The sequence below is a fragment of the Dyadobacter sp. HNCC25DJ187 genome (assembly GCF_056895255.1).
In genome coordinates this window covers 270,672-290,650 of record NZ_JBXHAT010000002.1, presented here as the reverse complement: position 1 = coordinate 290,650, position 19,979 = coordinate 270,672, and the positions used below count along the sequence as shown (strand labels likewise).

14 protein-coding genes are annotated in these 19,979 nt (G+C 43.8%); 13 read left to right on the top strand and 1 reads right to left on the bottom strand.

The window, feature by feature from the left end; genetic code table 11:
• Positions 1–38 precede the first annotated feature (38 nt).
• The 13 genes from AC1XUE_RS12225 (at position 39) to AC1XUE_RS12165 (ending at position 16,997) form a co-directional block, all read left to right on the top strand.
• Positions 39–989: a pyridoxal-phosphate dependent enzyme gene (locus tag AC1XUE_RS12225; RefSeq protein WP_483357987.1), complete on the top strand. Its 951-nt coding sequence runs from the start codon at positions 39–41 to the stop codon at positions 987–989.
• 125 nt (positions 990–1,114) lie between these two features.
• Positions 1,115–1,591 carry a hypothetical protein gene (locus tag AC1XUE_RS12220; protein ID WP_483356259.1) on the top strand — a complete coding sequence of 159 codons (477 nt, stop codon included), beginning with the start codon at positions 1,115–1,117 and terminating at the stop codon, positions 1,589–1,591.
• 483 nt (positions 1,592–2,074) lie between these two features.
• Positions 2,075–3,718, top strand: coding sequence for a TldD/PmbA family protein (locus tag AC1XUE_RS12215; protein ID WP_483356258.1), 1,644 nt, complete (start codon positions 2,075–2,077; stop codon positions 3,716–3,718).
• A gap of 52 nt (positions 3,719–3,770) precedes the next feature.
• Positions 3,771–5,120 carry a TldD/PmbA family protein gene (locus tag AC1XUE_RS12210; protein ID WP_483356257.1) on the top strand — a complete coding sequence of 450 codons (1,350 nt, stop codon included), beginning with the start codon at positions 3,771–3,773 and terminating at the stop codon, positions 5,118–5,120.
• A gap of 52 nt (positions 5,121–5,172) precedes the next feature.
• Positions 5,173–6,810 carry a TldD/PmbA family protein gene (locus AC1XUE_RS12205; RefSeq protein ID WP_483356256.1) on the top strand — a complete coding sequence of 546 codons (1,638 nt, stop codon included), beginning with the start codon at positions 5,173–5,175 and terminating at the stop codon, positions 6,808–6,810.
• 12 nt (positions 6,811–6,822) lie between these two features.
• Positions 6,823–8,163: a TldD/PmbA family protein gene (locus AC1XUE_RS12200; RefSeq protein WP_483356255.1), complete on the top strand. Its 1,341-nt coding sequence runs from the start codon at positions 6,823–6,825 to the stop codon at positions 8,161–8,163.
• A 118-nt stretch (positions 8,164–8,281) separates the two neighbouring features.
• The gene (locus AC1XUE_RS12195) at positions 8,282–8,899 is read left to right on the top strand and encodes a DUF4159 domain-containing protein (protein WP_115830081.1); all 618 of its coding nucleotides are present in this window, start codon (positions 8,282–8,284) and stop codon (positions 8,897–8,899) included.
• Between the two features lie 47 nt (positions 8,900–8,946).
• The gene (locus AC1XUE_RS12190) at positions 8,947–9,936 is read left to right on the top strand and encodes an AAA family ATPase (protein ID WP_483356254.1); all 990 of its coding nucleotides are present in this window, start codon (positions 8,947–8,949) and stop codon (positions 9,934–9,936) included.
• A gap of 30 nt (positions 9,937–9,966) precedes the next feature.
• Positions 9,967–10,863, top strand: coding sequence for a DUF58 domain-containing protein (locus AC1XUE_RS12185; protein WP_483356253.1), 897 nt, complete (start codon positions 9,967–9,969; stop codon positions 10,861–10,863).
• Positions 10,863–12,065, top strand: a complete 1,203-nt coding sequence (locus tag AC1XUE_RS12180; protein WP_483356252.1) for a BatA domain-containing protein — start codon at positions 10,863–10,865, stop codon at positions 12,063–12,065. The genes AC1XUE_RS12185 and AC1XUE_RS12180 overlap by 1 nt, the downstream gene beginning before the upstream one ends.
• The gene (locus AC1XUE_RS12175) at positions 12,058–14,280 is read left to right on the top strand and encodes a hypothetical protein (RefSeq protein WP_483356251.1); all 2,223 of its coding nucleotides are present in this window, start codon (positions 12,058–12,060) and stop codon (positions 14,278–14,280) included. The genes AC1XUE_RS12180 and AC1XUE_RS12175 overlap by 8 nt, the downstream gene beginning before the upstream one ends.
• Position 14,281: 1 nt before the next feature.
• Positions 14,282–15,928 (top strand): hypothetical protein, encoded by a 1,647-nt coding sequence (locus AC1XUE_RS12170; RefSeq protein WP_483356250.1) that lies wholly within the window; start codon positions 14,282–14,284, stop codon positions 15,926–15,928.
• Between the two features lie 76 nt (positions 15,929–16,004).
• Entirely contained in the window at positions 16,005–16,997 is a 993-nt protein-coding gene (locus AC1XUE_RS12165; protein ID WP_483356249.1) for a 2-hydroxyacid dehydrogenase, read from the top strand.
• A gap of 45 nt (positions 16,998–17,042) precedes the next feature.
• Here the strand turns inward: AC1XUE_RS12165 and AC1XUE_RS12160 are convergent, their stop codons facing one another.
• Positions 17,043–19,955, bottom strand: coding sequence for a PD-(D/E)XK nuclease family protein (locus tag AC1XUE_RS12160; protein WP_483356248.1), 2,913 nt, complete (start codon positions 19,953–19,955; stop codon positions 17,043–17,045).
• Positions 19,956–19,979: the final 24 nt, after the last annotated feature.

Genomic DNA, 19,979 nt, shown 5'->3' with positions numbered 1-19,979 from the left:
AAATTAAATATTCATTTAACTATATCCGGAACTCTATGATGACTCATGCCCCGAATCGGGAAAACATTCAGCAGGCTCATGAGCTTATAGCACCATTTATACACCGTACTCCTATCATGGGCTCATCTGCTTTGAACAGTATAAGTGGTAGTGAGCTCATGTTCAAGTGTGAAAATCTTCAAAAGATTGGGGCATTTAAAGCAAGAGGTGCACTGAATGCGGTTCTATCGTTGCCGGATCAGGAGAGAGTAAATGGTATTGCGACGCATTCTTCGGGAAACCATGCACAGGCCATTGCATGGGCTGCCGCAAAGGTGGGAACGAAAGCGTTTATCGTAATGCCCGATAATTCCCCATTGGTTAAGATAAAAGCTGTTGAAGGATATGGCGCAGAAATAACCTTTTGTAAGAATACGCCCGAAGAGCGGGAAAGTACAGTGCTGAAGATAGTGGAACAAACAGGTGCTGCTTTCATTCACCCTTTTAATGATTATGAAGTAATTGCAGGACAGGCTACCGTTGCTAAAGAAATGGTCGAAGATACAGAAGCGAATTTTGATATGATTGTGGCTCCTGTTGGTGGTGGAGGTCTACTAAGCGGAACGGCGCTGTCTGCTCGATATTTTTCTCCCGGTACGCAGGTTTATGCCGCAGAACCCGAAGGAGCTGCTGATGCGGTTTTGTCATTTAGAAATGGGCGCATTGAAAAAGCTCCCTATGTAAATACGATAGCAGATGGTCTGCTGACTTATCTCGGTGATAAAACCTTCCCGATTATTCATGGACATGTGGCTGACGTACTTACTGTTTCAGATCAGGAAATCGTTGAAGCCATGCGGCTGTTATGGGAAAGAATGAAATTAGTCGTAGAGCCCTCCGGAGCAGTATCGCTTGCATCCGTTCTAAAAAACAAGCAACTGTTTGCAGGCAAGAAAGTCGGAATCGTGATTTCAGGAGGGAACGTGGATTTGGGCCGGCTTCCTTTCTGATCCAAATAATCATTTCTCGCTGAACAATACTAAACGATTTGATACCGTTTAATGCTATGAAATAATCAATCTTTGGAGAGTCTATTTTATATTTGAATTTATAAGCATACATCAATTAGAATAATATGAAAAAGTTAATTTTCTGCTGTCTGGTGATTTTCATGGGAGCTTGTAAGGATAAAGACAAGGATGTGGAGCCGGAAAATGATTTAGCCTCTGCTTTTGTAGGTAACTATCAAACAACTACAATTGACAATGGAATAGCAGTTGGACATGCCTGGGAGATAGGAAAGGTAAATAACAACCAGTTGCAAATTGCCTATAACAGGAGCTACATCATTGAGTTGCCAGGTGAAACAGTTACTCGTGTACATAAACTTCAGCTAGGCAATGTTACAGTAACATCAGCTGACAGATTTACAATTGACGAAACGGTGACTGTTGATCAGGGAGAAGGGGTTACAAGGACCGAGCGGTTGGAAGGGCAGGGAACGAAAGTGGTGAATGCTTCCGGAGTTCAGCAGATTAATATTGATTTAAAAATTACCAATACATCAACAGGCGCTTCTACCCAGCCATACCTGGAGTTTAAAAAGAGATAAAAACACTGTATATAATAAAAAACGCCGTCAGCTTTTAACAGCTGGCGGCTTTTTTCATATTAGGCAGCTCTTTGAATAAAACTTTGACAGATACTCTTGGATTAGTTTAAGTAAAAGGCGGTATACTAATATTTATTAAAAAATATAAATAAATATTAATGATTAGTAAATTTAAACTAATGTATCGGGCTAAGGATATAGTCCAATCTATTATATTTATAACTTACCTTTATTCGGAATAATGTTTGGATAGGTTGAAAATGTATTTATAACAAAATGTAAATGACTGGTGTCCAGATCTTATTCAGTAAAAGTCAAACACTAAAAGGAGCCTTGAAACGGTAATATGTGAACATAGCATGGAACACTTCTCTTGCTGTACTAATATTTGTTAATTACATTGTAGTAAATCCAGCCACGGCTGATCGAAATAATTTAACTAATCTTCATCCTTCATAAAATTAAAGGACTAAACCAAATCAAATGAAAAGAAGAGATTTTATGCAGATGTCTGGTATGGGATTGGGGGCTTTAATGCTTCCTTCGGTGCCTTTAATAGGTAACCCGGTCTCCGCCGAGCAACTGGCTGAACCCTGGCTGGATGTAGCCACGAAAAAACAGTTGACTGAAACGGCACTGAACGCAGCCAAAAGCAAAGGCGCGACTTACACAGATGTTCGCATCGGACGTTATCTTCAGCAATACGTATTCACCCGTGAAAAGCAGGTCCAGAACATTGTGAATGCTGAATCTTACGGGATAGGTATCAGAGTGATTGTGAACGGAACCTGGGGTTTTGCAGCAACCAGCGATGTGACTACGGATGGTATTGCTAAATGTGCGGCTACGGCTGCTGCAATCGCAAAAGCGAATTCTAAATTCCAGAAGGAGCCGGTGGTACTCGCAGCTCAAAAGGGAGTAGGGGATCAGGTATGGAAAACGCCCCTTACCAAAAATGCCTTTGAAATTCCGGTAAAAGAGAAAATTGATCTTTTGATGAATGTGAACGGTGCTGCCATGGATAATGGGGCCGGATTCGTTACATCCAATATGTTCTTTGTTAATGAGCAGAAATATTTTGCATCATCTGATGGCTCATTCATTGATCAGGATATCCACAGGATCTGGCCGACATTCACTGTAACGGTCATTGATAAGGCTGCGGGTAAGTTCAAGACGCGAGATGCGATCAGCTCTCCGATGGGTATGGGTTACGAGTATCTGGACGGCCTTGCGTCAGAGAAAATTGCAGGTCCGATCGGTCTTGTCGGATACCGCAACTCTTATGATATGGTGGAAGATGCCATTACTGCCGCCAAGCAGGCGAAGGAAAAAGTAACGGCTAAGTCTGTAGTGCCGGGCAAATATGATTTGGTATTGGATCCGAACCACCTTGGTCTTACAATCCACGAGTCGGTGGGGCACCCTACTGAACTTGATCGTGTGCTGGGTTACGAAGCTAACTACGCAGGTACCAGCTTTGCCACACTGGATAAATGGGAAACCAAAAAGTTCAATTACGGAAGTAAGCTCGTCAATATTGTAGCTGATAAAATCCAGCCTCATACACTGGGCGCTGTGGGTTACGATGACGAGGGTGTGCCTTGCAAAGAGTGGGATATTATCAAAGACGGTATTCTTGTCAACTATCAGGCTACGCGTGACCAGGTAAGTATTCTTGGAGAGAAAGAGTCTCATGGTTGCTGCTATGCAGATAACTGGAACTCGGTACAATTCCAGCGAATGCCTAATATTTCTCTAAAGCCGGGCACTGAGAAACGCAGCGTTCAGGATATGATCAAAGGTGTGGATAAGGGTATCTACATCATAGGAAGAGGTTCCTATTCGATTGATCAGCAGCGCTACAATTTTCAGTTTGGAGGGCAGGTATTCTATGAAATCAAAAATGGTCAGATCGCCGGAATGATAGATGATGTGGCTTATCAGTCCAACACGCAGGAATTCTGGAATTCGTGCTCTCAACTTTGCGATAAGGACGACTACCGGACTTTCGGTTCTTTCTTTGACGGAAAAGGGCAGCCTTCCCAGGTCAGTGCGGTATCTCATGGAAGTGCAACCACGCGCTTCGATGGCGTGAATGTGATCAATACCGGAAGGAAGATCTAAGATCTGCCTGCATCGATGAAGTTCAAAAATCTAACGTATTAACTTTTTCCTAATGGCCATTTTAACTAAAGAAGAAGCAAAGAAAATTATAGATAAGGTATTGGCCTATTCCAAGGCTGATGAAATGAGTGTCAGTTTATCAGGTTCTCGTACCGGTAATATTCGTTATGCACGTAACTCGGTTTCTACCAGTGGTGAAACCACGGATTTGGCCTTAGCTGTAACAGCGGTGTTCGGCAAGAAATCAGGAACATCTACGATCAATGAATTTGATGATGCATCTCTGGAAAAGACTGTCCGCCGTGCCGAGGAGATCGCTAAACTGGCACCCGATAATCCGGAATATGTGCCCATGCTAGGGCCTCAGAAATACCTGGACATCAATTCATATTCCGAAAGCACCGCTAAGATTACTCCTGAGTACCGCGCACAGGCGGCCTTCGATAGCATTGATCCCTGTACCAAAAAGAATCTGACAGCTGCCGGTTATCTGGAAGATTCCACCGGTTTTTCTGCCCTCGGTAATAGCAAAGGTTTGTTTGGTTACAATAAAGCAACATCTATAGACTTTTCGATTACAGTAAGAACTGCGGACGGAAAAGGATCCGGCTATGCAACCCGTGATTTCAACGATGCATCCAAGCTGAGTGCGAAAGCAGCGACTGAAATAGCCATGCAAAAGGCACTGGCTTCATCAGATGCGAAGGCGCTGGAACCAGGTAAGTATACGGTTATTCTCGAACCTACTGCCGCCGTGGATTTACTTCAGAATATGATGAGAAGCTTTGATGCCAGAAGTGCAGAGGAAGGCCGTAGCTTCCTGAGTAAAAAAGGAGGAGGTACACGCCTTGGAGAAAAACTTTTTGATGAGCGTGTTACCATCTATTCCGATCCTCAAAATACGGAAATTCCCGGATCACCGTTTGGTGGCGGTGGTGGTGGCCGATTTGGCGGCGGAGGCGGCGATGGCCGTCCGCAACAGAAAGTGACCTGGATTGATAAAGGTGTAATTAAAAACATGTATTATTCGCGCTACTGGGCAGAGAAAAAAGGTGTGGAAGCAATATCTTCTCCTTCCGGATTTATCCTGGCGGGTGGCACAGAATCATTGGCCGACCTGATCAAAGGAACGGAAAAGGGAATTCTGGTAACCAGACTTTGGTACATCCGCGCTGTAGATCCACAAACATTACTCTACACGGGACTTACGCGTGATGGTACTTTTTATATCGAAAACGGAAAGATCAAACATCCGGTTAAAAACTTCAGATTCAATGAAAGCCCGGTGATTATGCTCAATAACCTGGAAGCAATGGGTAAGCCCATGCGTGCAGGTGGCAACTTGGTTCCGCCTTTGAAAATCAGAGACTTTACATTTACCAGCTTATCGGACGCTGTATAGGATAGCCCGTGAATTTTTAAGATAATCATTCATTGTTTTAACAGAATTTATTTTGAAACGTAGAGATTTTATACAACTCGCCGGACTTGGTACAGGCGCTATGATGCTGCCAGCTTTTGCTATGGGCAAAAATATAGCTCCGGAAGCATTACTTGCTCCCGGACTTGATGTAGCCGTTAAGAAAAGACTTGCTGATGCAGCACTTAATGCAGCGAAAGCCAAAGGGGCTACCTATGCTGATGTACGCATTGGCCGTTATTTAAATCAATTTGTGGTAACCCGCGAAAACAAGGTCCAGAATATTGTAAATACTGAATCCTATGGGGTAGGGGTTCGCGTGATTGCTAATGGTTGCTGGGGATTTGCGGCTGTAGTGGATGCAAAAAGCGAAGCACAAATGGCTAAAGCTGCAGAAGATGCGGTGGCTATCGCGAAAGCAAACTCTAAATTAATGAAGGAGCCGGTACAATTGGCTCCTCAGAAGGGATTTGGAGAGGTAAGCTGGAAGGCTCCAATCAAGAAAAATGCTTTTGAAGTGCCTATTCAGGAAAAAGTTGATCTGTTGCTATCAGTAAATAATGCAGCAATGACGAATGGGGCCAACTATGTCAACTCTGTGATGTTCCAGGTCAACGAGCAGAAATACTTTGCCTCAACAGATGGCTCCTATATTGATCAGGATATTCATAGAATCTACCCGCAGTTCAACGTTACAGCTATCGATGCACAGACCGGGAAATTCCAGACAAGAAATGCGCTGAGTGCTCCGGTCGGGATGGGTTATGATTACCTGCAGGTGAATCCTTCAGATAAAGTAACTGGTATCACCACACGTTATAACAAAGGCTATGATATGCTTGAAGACGCAATCTCAGCTGCTAAGCAGGCAAAGGAAAAACTGACAGCAAAATCAGTCGAAGCAGGTAAATACGATCTGATTCTGGATCCTTCGCACCTGTGGCTTACCATCCACGAGTCGGTAGGTCACCCCCTGGAGCTGGACCGTGTACTCGGATATGAGGCGAACTTTGCGGGAACATCTTTCGCGACGCTTGATAAATGGCAGTCGAAAAACTTCCAGTATGGTAGCAAAGAGGTAAATCTGGTAGCTGACAAGCAGCAGGTAGGTTCTTTGGGTGCTGTAGGCTGGGATGACGAAGGGGTAAATACCAAGAAATGGGATCTGGTAAGAGATGGTGTCCTTGTGAACTACCAGGCCACCCGCGACCAGGCGCATATCATCGGAGAAAAAGAGTCCCATGGTTGCAGCTATGCGGATAGCTGGAGTTCCGTGCAGTTTCAGCGTATGCCGAATGTTTCACTCGAAGCAGGTAAGAAGCCATTGTCAGTCGATGAAATGATCAAGGACGTGAAGAAAGGAATTTACATTATCGGTGATGGTTCATTCTCTATTGACCAGCAGCGTTATAACTTCCAGTTTGGCGGGCAGCTGTTCTACGAAGTGAAAGATGGCAAGATCGTAGGTATGCTCAATGATGTGGCTTATCAGTCCAATACGCAGGAATTCTGGAACTCTTGTTCGCAGGTTTGTGATGAGCGTGACTACCGTCTGGGAGGTTCTTTCTTTGACGGAAAAGGTCAGCCGTCTCAGTCGAGTGCGGTTTCTCATGGAAGCTCAACAACACGCTTCAACGGAGTGAATGTAATTAATACAGCCCGGAAAATTTAACGTATTACAGCCATGTCGATCATATTAACTGAATCGGAAGCTAAAGCGCTTTTGCAAAAAGTACTAAGTTATTCCAAAGCGGATGAATGCGAGGTCAACCTATCAGGTGAACAACGGGGTAATCTTCGTTATGCACGTAATGAGGTTTCTACAAGCGGATCGCTTGTCAACCAAAACTTACAGGTGCAATCCGCTTTTGGTAAAAAAGTGGGTGTTGCTACTGTCGATGAGTTTAGTGAGGAATCTTTGAAAAAGGTAGTTCAGCGTGCTGAAGAGCTGGCTAAACTGGCACCTGAAAATCCGGAATATATGGGCGTTCTCGGTCCCCAGAAATACAGCGTTGCGTCAAAAGGATATTTTGAGTCAACCGCTGCTGCAAGTCCTGATACACGCGCGAATGCCGTTTTGAAAAGCCTCGAACTAACCAGAAATCAGAAGCTTACAGCTGCAGGTTTTCTTGAAGATCAGAAGGGTTATTCTGCTATGATGAACTCAAAAGGCCTGTTTGCATACTACCCGAGTACGAGTGTCAACTTTTCTCTTACTGTTCGTACTGATGATGGGACGGGCTCTGGCTATGTGGCAAAAGGCTATAGCGATATGAGCAAGCTGGATACAGCGGCTGCGACAAAAATCGCGGTTCAGAAATCACTGGGATCAGTGGGCGCAAAAGCGTTGGAGCCCGGGAAATACACGGTTATTCTGGAGCCTACAGCAGCGGCTGTTCTTTTGGAAAATATCTTTTTCAGAATGGATGCGCGGAGCGCCGATGAAGGACGTTCGTTCCTAAGTAAGCAGGGAGGGAAGACTAAGCTGGGTGAGAAAATTATGGATGAAAGGGTTAACTTTTATTCAGATCCGTCCAATCCTGATTTGCCGGCTTCGCCCTGGGCCGGAGACGGACAGCCGCAGGACAAGCGTTATTGGATTGAGAAGGGAACTGTAAAGAATATGTATTATTCGCGGTACTGGGCGCAGAAGAACAATGTTGCTCCGATACCCTTTCCCAACAATATGATTATGGACGGTGGCACAGCGTCACTGGAAGAAATGATCAAATCCACCAAACAAGGTATACTGGTTACAAAGTTATGGTATATCAGAACAGTGGATCCACAGACCTTGCTTTTGACCGGACTTACACGTGATGGTACATTCTATATAGAAAACGGGAAGATTAAACATCCGATTAAAAATTTCCGCTTTAATGAGAGTCCGGTGATCATGCTCAACAATCTGGAAACACTTGGGAAACCGGAGCGTGTGGTCAGTACGGAGTCTGACCGGAATTATCTTATCCCTCCGATGAAGATCAGAGAATTTACTTTTTCATCTCTATCCGACGCGGTGTAGGGATTTCCTGAAACGCAGAGTTACTCAGTGTTGATCGCAGAGTTACGCAAAGTGGGATTGATATCTCCGCGTAACTCTGCGCTGAATACTTTTCTTCACTCTGCGAGAAACTTTAAAAATGCGACCATTCTTTTTTACACGTATTCAATACACATCAGGGAACTGGGATACCGACCAGCGTATGCCGTCGAACCTGTTGCATTCGCTGGTTGAATATACGACCATACCCGTTGATGAAAAGGAAAAAGTCGTGCAGCTGAGCAGTAACGAGATCTTTAAAAGTCCATTCTGCTACCTGAGCGGGCATAAACTGGTAGAATTTTCGAGTCAGGAAAGAGACCATTTCCGAAGGTATGTTCAAAATGGTGGTTTTGTTTTTGTAGACGATTGTAATCACGACATCGATGGCCTTTTTGCAAAATCCTTTGAACAGGAAATGGAGAGGACTTTCGGAGCAAAAGCACTTCAGAAAATTCCCAATAATCATCCGATATACAATTGCTTTTTCAAATTTGAAGATGGCCCGCCTACAACTTCCTTCGAGCTCAACGGTTGGGGAGATGATCTTGTACACGACTACCTGAAAGCCATTATTGTCAACGGAAGAATAGGGGTGTTGTACAGCAATAAGGATTATGGTTGTGAGTGGGATTATGATTTTCGTAACAAGCGGTTTCTGGCTGTAGACAATACCCGGTTCGGAGTGAATATTGTCATGTATGCGTTGACTGCCTGATGCAACGGAAAGAGTTATTTTTTGATAAATAATAAAAGAAACGAACATTGGAGACTCAGGAATTAAATCATTATAAAGCATTGGTGGCGAAGCTGCCTGATCTTAAAACCGAAATCGCCAAAGTGATTGTGGGCCAGCAGGAAGCGATTGACGAAATACTGATTTCTCTTCTTGCGGGAGGGCATTGTCTGCTTGAAGGAGTGCCGGGCCTGGCCAAAACCCTCATGGTAAAAACCATGTCTGAAGCATTGCATATGAGTTTCAAAAGGGTTCAGTTTACGCCTGATTTGATGCCAGGTGATATAATTGGTACTGAAATACTAGAAGAGGATCACGAGACAGGGAAGAAGTTTTTCAAATTCAACCAGGGGCCTATTTTCGCTAATGTGGTGCTGGCAGATGAGATCAACCGTACACCTCCTAAAACCCAGGCAGCATTGCTGGAGGCTATGCAGGAGAAGAGTGTCACATACGGAGGAACCAACTATCCATTGCCATCTCCATTTCTCATCATTGCTACTCAGAATCCGATAGAGCAGGCAGGAACGTATCCTTTACCGGAGGCACAGCTCGACCGCTTTCTGCTTTATATCAAACTCGGATACCCAAGCGAACAAGAGGAATTGAATGTCCTCAAAGGTACCACAGGCTCTTTCAAACCCCAGATCAACCGTATTTTGAGCGACATTGATATTATTGAACTACAAAAGCTGACCCGACAGGTTCATATCAGTGACGAATTGATTTCCTGGATTAACAAGTTGGTGCGCGCTACGAGACCTGACGGGTCACCTTCCGAGTTTGTGAAGGAATGGTGTGATTGGGGTGCAGGGCCACGGGCAGGTCAGGCATTGGTGCTGTGCGCAAAAGCGAGAGCAGTATTGCATGAACGTTTCTCGGTCATTCCTGAGGATATACAAACACTTGCTTACCCGATTTTCCGTCACCGTATTGCGATGAATTTCAGAGCAGAGGCGGATGGAATTACTTCCGATCAGGCCATTTCGGAACTATTAAAAGTTGTAAAACCCAGCTGAACGGGTTTGTCCGCACCACAATCATAAGAGATGGTAAAAAATACGGGTTTACTGGCGTCCGATCTGATCAGGCTTAAAAATTTGCAACTCACCGGAAAACTGGTCAGCGACGAGCTCATGCTGGGTATACATGCCAGTAAGCGCTCCGGAATAGGTACAGAGTTTGAACAATATCGTCATTATGAACCCGGTGACGACCCTAAGCGCATTGACTGGAAACTGTTTGCGAGAACGGATAAGCACCTCGTACGGGAATCATCTACGGAGAGTGACCGGCAGGTACGTTTTGTGCTGGATCTATCAGGCTCGATGAACTATGCTGAAAACGGAATAGCCAGGTTGGATTACGCCAGGATTATTATGGCCTCACTTGCTTATCTGTGTTACATTCAAAACGATCAGATGAGTTTGTATTTTTTGAAAAAAGGAAGTGTACAAACCGCAGTGGGTACAGGATCATCTTCATCAGGAAAACAGGCATTTCAAAGGATACTGGTGGCGCTTGAAAAGAGTGAGGCAGCGGGCTCATGGCCGGACGCCGAGGCTGTCAGATTTCCGGAAATGCAGCAAAGAGGTAAGGAGCAGTTGATTTTTATAACCGATTTTCTTCAGGCAGGTGAAGAATGGCTTTCGTTGATCAAGTCATTAGCCAGCCCAAATAGGGAAATTGTAATCTTTCAAATTTTGGGTGATGAAGAACTAGATTTTAACCTGAAGGGGTTTTATAGATTTAAAGACCTGGAAACGGACAAAGAAATTGAACTGGATGCAGCATCTGTTCGTGAACGCTTTCTGGCATCCTCACAGCAATATCTTGATCAGGTGAAATCGGCATTGCAAATCCCATACGTGCGATTGGTAAGGACAAGACTCAGTGATCCGATAGGTATGGTACTAAAAGCATTTTTAACCAAAAAGAAAGGATAATGACATTTTTGCAGCCTGTTTTGTTGTGGGGATTGCTCGGTGTGATTATACCTGTAATCATTCATTTCTGGTATCAGAAAAAAGGTAAAACCGTTGCCTGGGCAGCATCTCGCTGGTTAACTGATCAAACCAGTCTGCAACATCGAGGCGTACGTCTTGATGAGATACCCTTGTTACTGTTGCGTTGCCTTTTAATAATTCTGCTTGTATTGTTATTATCAAAAACGGTGATTGACTGGCTTGACCAACAGCTACAACCCAAACGTGTGCATCTTGTAGAACCAAACAAAATAGTTGCCGAAGACTTTAAGTTTGAAATACAGGATGCCTTAAAAAAAGGAGAACAGGTTTTCTGGGTGAGCAAGGAGCCCGTTGTGCTTACAAACGCTGAAACAGTTCCCACATTACCATCCGGACTGCAACATTTGCAGGAAAGCGTCAATGCAGTGGGAAGCAAAGGTTCAGAGCTGATGATATACATCCGAAATTCCCCAGGGATATCACGCCAACCCAGGATTGTGATACCAACGGATTTTAAACTCATGACAACAGCTGACTCGACACAAAATCAGGCTTTAAACTATTTTTCCATAGACGGTTCTACAGGACTCTTTGTAGATAGGCAATCCGGTACTCTGAAAACGGGTGACATCAGTGCATATCCCGGAGCCAGGGAAACGGCCAGGGGGACTGTAAGGATATTGCTTAAATACAAAAATCAAACAGAGAAGCAGACCGTAAAGGCAGCGTTAATGGCTTTTTCGGAGGTATACAAAATTCCATTTGTAATTGACGAAACAGAAGCTGCCAAGAGAAAATACGACTGGATTTTTACAAATGACCTGATTACAAATACAGACAAGTCAACGTTTTATGTGGTTTCAGGTAATCAATATCCCGGGATTGTTCCGGCTCAGGTTATATCCATCAGGGATTCCCTTACACTTTCGTCTTCCGAATGGGTACGCGAGGGAAAACTACCGGAATGGTTTGGAGAACAATTTGTGAATCGCTACGCCCTCGGCCAGTCTTCCGGCATGCTCAGCGATAAACAGTTGAGAGCCTTATTTGTATCTACTGATCGCAGCGAGCAGCAATCTTCTGACCGTTTCAGGAAGTTTCTTTTATTGGGTTTTGTGATGACACTTCTTTTGGAGAGATGGATGTCGTTGAGAAAAAACGTGACGCAAACCTATGCTTGAATTAAAAAAACTCATTAATAATGTAAGCATTCAGTTGTATACAGCTGCATTTTTACAATGCTTCTTGCTTTTTACAGCCGTTTATCTATCTGTTGCAGCATATAGTAATAATGGCTCTGTTTGGCCGGTTTTGGCCGGACTTTTGGCTGCAATAGTCGGTTTCTGGAAAACAGGTATTTTTCGAAACAAAAAACAGCAGGCGATATCGCTGATTCATGCGCATGTAGATCAGGCAGAATATAGCTTGCATTTGCTTGACAAAAAGGAGCTCAATCTTGCCGAACAACTGCAGCTCGAACGGTTGGCTGATCAGCATGTGGTGTTCCCTTATATCCGCCTGTACAGAGGTCTGAGTTGGTATGCAGGGTTGCTGATACTATCCATTGTATTTTATCTGATATATCCATTGATCGTCACAGGATCAGCAAAATCGGGTCTTTCAGAAATTAATTCACAGAAGAAAGAACCTGTTGCCAATACCAGTATCGCTCCGGTATTTGAAAAAGCTGAAGTAAGTATCAATCCGCCGGCCTACACAGGTTTGGCAGACAAACAGAGCAGTGATATGAATATCAGTGCCGTTTCCGGCTCACAGATCGTTTGGAAGATTCTTTTTAACCATCACCAGAAACTCGTTGTAAAACTAGCCAACAGCAGGGGAGAAGAAGTGAAGTTTAAAGATTCGGGAGATGTTTTTCAATACACCGACAAGCTTACCGGCTCGGGTTTGTACGCGTTCAAGGCTTACTGGAAAGATTCCCTGGTTTATCAGTCTGACTTTTACAGACTGGAAGCCCTGCCTGATCTGCCGCCCAAAATTGAACCTGCTTCAAAGGAACTTTATAAATATCACTTCTTAAAAGATAGCAAGTCACTTAGTATTGCGGCAAAGATCTCGGATGATTTTCGGGTGAAGCAAGCATTTATTGTGGCCACAGTTGCACGTGGCAGTGGTGAAAATGTCAAGTTCCGGGAAATGAAATTTCCGCTGAGCCCGTCCGATTTTAAAGAAGCCAACCTACAGAAGACCATTGACCTGAAGGCACTGAATTTCACGCCGGGAGATGAACTTTATTACTATTGGGCAGCGGTCGATAACCGGCAGCCGGAAGCGAATTTCAGTAAATCGGATACCTATTTTGTAGTTTACAAGGATACAGCTCAGGTAGAGGAATCTGAGCTGGCCACGATGGCAGTCAATATTATGCCTGAATATTTCAGAAGTCAGCGTCAGATCATTATTGATACTGAAAAGTTGATTGCCAGAAAGAAAAAAATCAGTAAGAAAGAGTTTAATTCCATATCAAATGAAATTGGTTTTGACCAGAAAGTATTAAGGTTGCGATACGGGCAATATCTGGGTGAGGAATTTGAAACAAGTTTGGGCGGAGCTGCAGGACCACCTGAAGAAGGCGAATCCGGCGGTAATATCCTGGATGCTTTCACGCATAAATCGGATGGCGAAGGAGAAGCTGCTGAACGAAGAGCATCGGAACCGGGGCACGACCACGGACATGATCATGACCACGATCATGGGAGTTCCGAAGTCGATTCAAAGGATCCTTTGGCTGCCTTGATGGAGCAATATGTGCATGCCCATGATGATGCCGAAACCAATACATTTTATGAGCAATCTACGCGCAGTCTTCTGAAAATGGCTTTGGAGAACATGTGGCAGTCGGAGCTTCACCTGAGAATGTATGAACCTGAAAAGGCAATTCCGTTTGAGAATAAGGCATTGGAATTTCTCAAATCTGCTCAGCATAAAGCTCGGACATTTGTAAAGAAAAGTGGCTACGATCCGCCTCCGATCAAAGAAAAAGAGAAACGGCTTACAGGAGAAATGAAAGACCTGAACAAAAATCTTTCATCAGAAAAAAGTTACAGAGAGAAAACTACAGGACAGCTGGTGGCGGAGGTTTTGGGATATCTGGAAGCCGATAAACAAGGCAAGGGCAACCAAAGCCAGATGCAAATAGCCGGTTCTGTCTTATCAGAAAGGCTGCTCGACAGTGGTCCATTCAATGGCGGGCCCAAAAACTGGAAAGTATTGGGCTCATTACAAAAAATGGTCAGTGCCAAGCCGCTAAGTGAAAAGGAGAAGCATGAGCTAAAAAACGAACTTTATAAACGGGCCGACAAGGCGTTGGAACGAAATGAGGGCTATAAAGGTGAAAAGAAACTGGAAGATGCCTTTTGGAAAATGATGCAGTAGTATGATTCAGTTTAATTTTGATGTGCATGAAGGCTTTAATCAGATCATACTGATTCTGTTGGTAGTAACGCTGGTACTTCAACTCTGGTTACTTCTTTTCCGATCCAAACCTTTATGGAACAGCAGGCTCTACCTTCGTTTGGGATTAAATCTGCTACTTTGGTTGGCAGTACTTTCATTTGTGTTGCAGCCATTCTGGTTTTCCAATCGTTCCGGACGTACAGCTTTGATTTTTGGGAAAGCAGTATCGGATCGGTTCAGAGAAGCGATCACAGATAGTCTACCGAAATTAGCAGTGATTCGCCTGGAAGAGAACACCGACGTTGAAAAGCTTTCTTCGGTCGATTCACTTGTAATGGTGGGTCAGTCCTTTTCTGATAAAACGTTCCATAATTTATTGCTCGCCAGGACTCGCCCGGCTGTGAAATGGATTCCATTTCGAGAGTCTAATACTGTCTATAACTTGCATTGGAAGGCAATTCTTCGCAAAGGAGAAATTCAGACTGTATCCGGTAATATTCAGTCAGATGCTGAGCAACAGCTACGTTTATCTTATGCAGGCAGGACGATTGACAGTACCAAACTCTCCAAAGGAAACAATTTCTTTCGTTTGCAAGCTCCGGCATTTGCTCAGGGACATAGTATTTTCACAATCAGTTTGGGAGATAAGGTATTAGATACGCTACGTTTTTTTGCCCGGCCAACAGAGCCACTGGTATTTCAATTTATTCAGGATAGTCCTGATTTTGAAAGCCGGAACCTTGCTACATGGCTTGGTAAAAATGGACATTCGGTGCAGTATTCTACAATTTTATCGAAAGACCTTGAAAGCAAAGAGTCTATTAATATATCTAAAAAGGACGCAGACATCATCATTACAGACCCCTCAAATGCTTCTGGTGCGTTAGTAAAGAAAGCGTTAGCAGCTGGAAAAAGTGTGCTGTTTATCAATGTAGCCAGTCCACTTTCGGATATAAACCGGATCAATACCTCTCTGGGAACCAAATTTGTATTAAAGCGGACATCTCAGCAGGAATCTGTCGCTGTTCTTTCAGGACTGACGGCCTTTCCCTATCTGTTCTCAGTTTCCGGGCTACAGGTAAGTGTTCCCGACTTACCTGTAGCCATTGAAAAGCAAACGGGCCAGGTAGCTGTGAGTTTGCTGAATGAAACTTTCCCATTGGTGCTTTCAGGCGACAGTATAGTTTATCATAACATTTGGAACAGTATCCTGGCAGTTACTCATCCATCTACGAAGGACAATATATCCGCTCAGGCACCTGTCATTTCAGGATTGCCTGCAGAGATCAATCTGAACAATTTTGCGCACTTGTCAAAGCATTTTACTGTAGGGGATGATACAATTTCACCTTCAAAATCGGCGCTGAACACTTTATCTAATTGTATATCTTTCAGACCTACAGAAGCAGGGTGGGTAAGTCTGTCCGATTCCTCAGGAAGTGAGATTTTTGTTGGAAGACAGTCACGCAACGGAGATGCTCAGATCCGGGATTTTATCGATGCTTATTCTGTGGAAAATTCCGCTGTCGCTGCAACCGATCAGGTACGCCATCAGCCTTCACCATGGTTGTGGTTGGGTCTGTTATTGGTATGTTTGACTGCGGTCTGGATTGAAACGAAATGGTAGTGATTGACAGCTGATTTCTGTATTCTTATCCTTAATGTCTATCTTAAAGGTTTAAAATCACCACCACAACTGCTGTATGATGAAGATCGCCACTTTCAGTACCCAATCCTACGACCGCCAGTTTCTGGATCAGTTCAATACAGGCCATGATATCAAGTATTTTGAATTGCCTCTGAATGAGCAAACTGCCTTACTTACCAAAGGTTTTGATGCAGTTTGTATTTTCGTCAATGACACGGCTAATGAAGCGGTTATTGATATTTTGGCAGAGAATGGAATCAAACTGATCGTGCTTCGTTGTGCAGGATTTAATAATGTTGATCTGAAGGCGGCCGAAAAAAGAAATATCACTGTTGTGCGCGTGCCTGCCTATTCGCCGGAAGCAGTGGCCGAACATGCACTTGCATTGATATTAACGCTGAACCGAAAAACGCATAAGGCTTATAATCGTGTAAGGGAAGGGAATTTTTCGCTTGAAAAACTCATGGGTTTTAACCTGCATGAGCGAAAAGTGGCTGTGATTGGTACAGGGGGTATTGGCAAAGCTTTTTGCAAAATATTGCTAGGTTTTGGCTGCCAAGTCGCGGCTCATGATGTGCGTATTGACGAAAGCCTGCAGAAATCGGGTGTTGTATATGGCTCTCTGGAAGAGACCCTGGCAGAAGCAGACATCGTTTCTCTGCATTGTCCGCTACTTGAAAGTACACATCATCTTATAAATACGCAGACATTAAAATTATTTAAACACGGAGCAATGCTCATCAATACCAGCAGAGGAGGATTGGTCAATACCGGTGATGTGATCGAAGCGCTGAAAAGTGGTCAGCTTGGATCGCTTGGGCTGGATGTATATGAGCAGGAGGGAGACCTTTTCTTTCGTGACTTCTCAGAGGATATTATTCAGGATGACCAGATCGCAAGGCTGATTTCGTTTCCTAATGTTTTAATCACTTCTCATCAGGGATTCTTTACCAGGGAAGCGATGGAACAAATCGCTGTCACTTCCTTTAATAATATTGACGCTTTCGAAAATGAAAAGACCTTGATAAACCGGGTGAAACAAGCTTGAAAGTGAATGGTTAGAACTGTCATCAGGAGCAGCTCTGACTAATTGCTATCTTCCGCAAATACCTGTGAAATCACAAAATGCACAGGTGTTGAGTTCCTTGGTTTTAGCGAATGGAATATCCGGATCAAGCATATCGTTGAGAATATCTGTCAACATCCGTTCCGATTCTTCCAAAAACTGCGCCGGATTTATGCCGTCTGTTAGTTCGAGGGGATTAACAATGGTGTTTTTAGGGTCACGGAAAGAATAGAATCCTGACTTAACAAGATGTTGACCGAAACCATACAAGGTATCTTGTAGCACCAGGCCCTGGTCTTCGAGCATTTTGCGATACATCAGATACTCATAAAGCCAAAGCTGCCGGACGTAACCCATTTTTTTATCGCCGTCCTTTCTCAGCATTTCATCTCTCTGAATAGGATCAGCAAGTTTGGTTTTGGCAGAAAGCTCTACGCTGCCGGTTTTGTAATCCATGACATAAAGTGTTCCGGCTTCATCCCGCTCAATCCGATCAATTTTTCCACCTATATTGACAGGTGTATATTGACCCTGTAAAACAAGAGTAATGTTGCTACGAAGTCCCTGTTCGGCAGCAAGAATCTTGCGACGTGGTTTCTGCTCCATCTGATGTTTAAGAAAGGTCATAATCTGTTGCTCCCCGATCTGAAAGTAAATCCTGTTCAGCCCCATATCGGTCACATATCCAGCATATAACCGGTTAAATTCCTCTTTCAAAACTGATTTGATCTGATCTTCCGTAGGATCATTTTCTTTTAAGAAAAATTCGTTATCTAGCCTTTCCAGACAACTGTGTAACCATATTCCTATCTTATCCATGCCCAGTTCTTCCTCCACTTCTTCTTTCTCCTGAACGCCCACAATATGTTTGAGATAAAACTGCATGGAGCACCTTATAAACTCGTTCAGGTGGGTTGGATAAATGCCTTTTCCTGAAAGGTATGCTCTGATCGAGGCAATCATCTCGTCATTTTTTACTACTACTTCCTCGGGCTCCGTATGACTGCCGGATTCAAATACAACTGTCTTGTTTTCAACTTTGATCAGTGGATTGTATTCCGCTAATTCATATTCCAGCTGACGAATAAACCTGCTTTTTTCTCCTCCACCAGGCGCATCATTGGTGCTCGTGTAAAGCATGTGCACTTCCGAAGCCCGCTGAATAAGATGGTAAAAATGATAAGACATCACAGCCTCCTGATGCTGGTAGGTAGGTAGTCCTACAGCTTGAGCTGCGTCGAACGGGATCAGAGAATTCTGTTTTTTTGCCTGCGGGATAATACCTTCATTGACTGACAAAACGATGATTCTTTCAAAATCGAGTGCACGCGTTTCCAGCATCCCCAAAATCTGCAGATCGCTGATCGGCTCTCCGCTAAAAGGTATTTTGGTTTGTCTGATCAGCTCAAACATGAATGAACGAAGCGTTTTTAAATTGATGAGCTCGCTACGCTCTGTGAGGGTTTGCTCAAACTGTTTGAGTAATGTATAAAAAAGGTACAGATACTCCGTTTCCAGTGCATTTTTGTAATCCTTATATACATTCCGCAACAGATCAATCAGCTGATAGAAACTGCCCAGTATGGCTATAGGATTGTTTTTGTCCCAACGGGTAAACAGAATTTTAAAAAGGGGGTGATGGTCTCCCAGTGCTATTATTTCATCTGAACTCAGATATACGATATTGCTTTCTGTAATCTCATTAAGTGTTTTTTGTATAATGGTCTGGCCGGTGTTTTCCGTTCTTAGGACCACATACTCGAAATGCCGGATGAATGGATGATTCAGTACTTTTCCAACAGATTTATGCCCGAATTTTGGAATTCTAATCAGTTGACCGCTTCGGTTTCTGAACTCCACCATATTTTGCTGGAGTTCAAACAGGCTATCTATCAGTGTATACAATAAGGAACTTTTTAACGACAGCCCCATCGTGATGTTGAGATCGCTCACTTCCTCATCCAGCGAGTAAAGCATGGGCAGCAGCAGATTTTCATCTGCCAGAACAATGGCTGTGAGAACAGGCTTATCCGGATTTTCATGCTCCCGCATGGTTTTATACAATTCTCCGGCCACTTTAGCCTGAAGCGTTGCGTTAGGAACGCCATACAGCGTGATATTTTTGGAAGAAGTTAAAAGGTGATCTGTTGTCTGGTTCCATTCCTTACCGAAACGCTTGTCTTTCTGGTATTCGCGAAGACTTTTTCCTGCTTCAACGCCTGTGTTTTCCTGCATGTAATAACGATCAGTATCCCAGATCGCTTCTGCTTTCTCGGCCTTGATCAGAGTCGTTACGATTTGCTTTTCAGCTTCTGTAAATGCATTAAAGCCTGCGAAATAAATGCGTTCGTATGTATGATCAGCGATGAGCAGCGAATCGACATGTTCGGCAAGATGCCTGTAGGCCATACCTCGATATGCTTTATTTCTACTGGAAAGCCGGGCGCGAAATGAAGCATATATCTTTTTGATATTCTCAAAAAGTGAAAAGTACTGACCTGTGCCACTGGTTTCAGGTAATTTTCTTCCCGATGGCAGGTTTTGCTGCCACCGGTCTATCGCTCTGGCTTCTGATAAATAGTCAAACAAGTAATCAGTGTTAACCAGATATTGATCTACTTTATCCAGATCAGAAAGAAGCACGGATGCCCAACCCATAAACCTGTCAAAGTCTATCGTCGGATCTATTTCTTTGAAAGTTTCGTAAAGTTCGAAAAGAAGATGTACGGAGTCTTCGATCTGAAGGGTGCAGATACTTTCTACAAAATCATCGACAGCCAAAACTGTAGGGCTCATGACAGGTTCCTTGGCTGCATTGGCAAGTTCCTGCATCACAAAAAATGCCGCTCTCCGTGTTGGCAGAACAATGGTTACTCCGGATAGATCATCAGGATGATTTCTGTAAATATGTGCAGCTACGTGTTGAAGAAAGGTTTGCATTACAGCTCACTTTGGATGATTGGT